A 349-nucleotide genomic window follows, 5' to 3' on the forward strand; every position below is an offset into this window, starting at 1 on the left:
TCTTCAAGCATTGGAACAATCGGATCCGCGAAAGCCCGCCGACGCTCCAACATGATTTCGAGGACGGCGAAGTCCTTTGTCGTCAGCTGGAAATTCGCGCCTGTCATCACCGTCTCCATGATCAGGCCCCCTCCCGCCCGCAGGCCGGCGTATCGACCACTTCGATGGTCGCCGACAGTTCCCGGCCGCCACGGCTGCTCCAGCACACCGTCTGCCCAGCGGTCGCGCCGATGAGCGCCGTCCCCATCGGCGTCAGCACCGAGATCCTGTTTTCACTGATGTCTGCTTCGCCGGGATAGACCAGCGTGACGCGCTGGATGTTGCCGCCATCGTTGCGGATTGTTACCGC

General features: G+C 62.8%; 1 protein-coding gene. It reads right to left on the reverse strand.

Going from position 1 to position 349, the window contains the following annotated elements; translation table 11 throughout:
- Window positions 1-121: 121 nt before the first annotated feature.
- Window positions 122-349 (reverse strand): GreA/GreB family elongation factor (locus tag EOA13_RS37725; protein ID WP_206535397.1); only part of this gene is annotated, 228 nt, incomplete at its 5' end.

Origin of the sequence: Mesorhizobium sp. M7A.F.Ca.US.011.01.1.1 (assembly GCF_003998295.1) — a bacterium.
GTDB lineage: Bacteria > Pseudomonadota > Alphaproteobacteria > Rhizobiales > Rhizobiaceae > Mesorhizobium.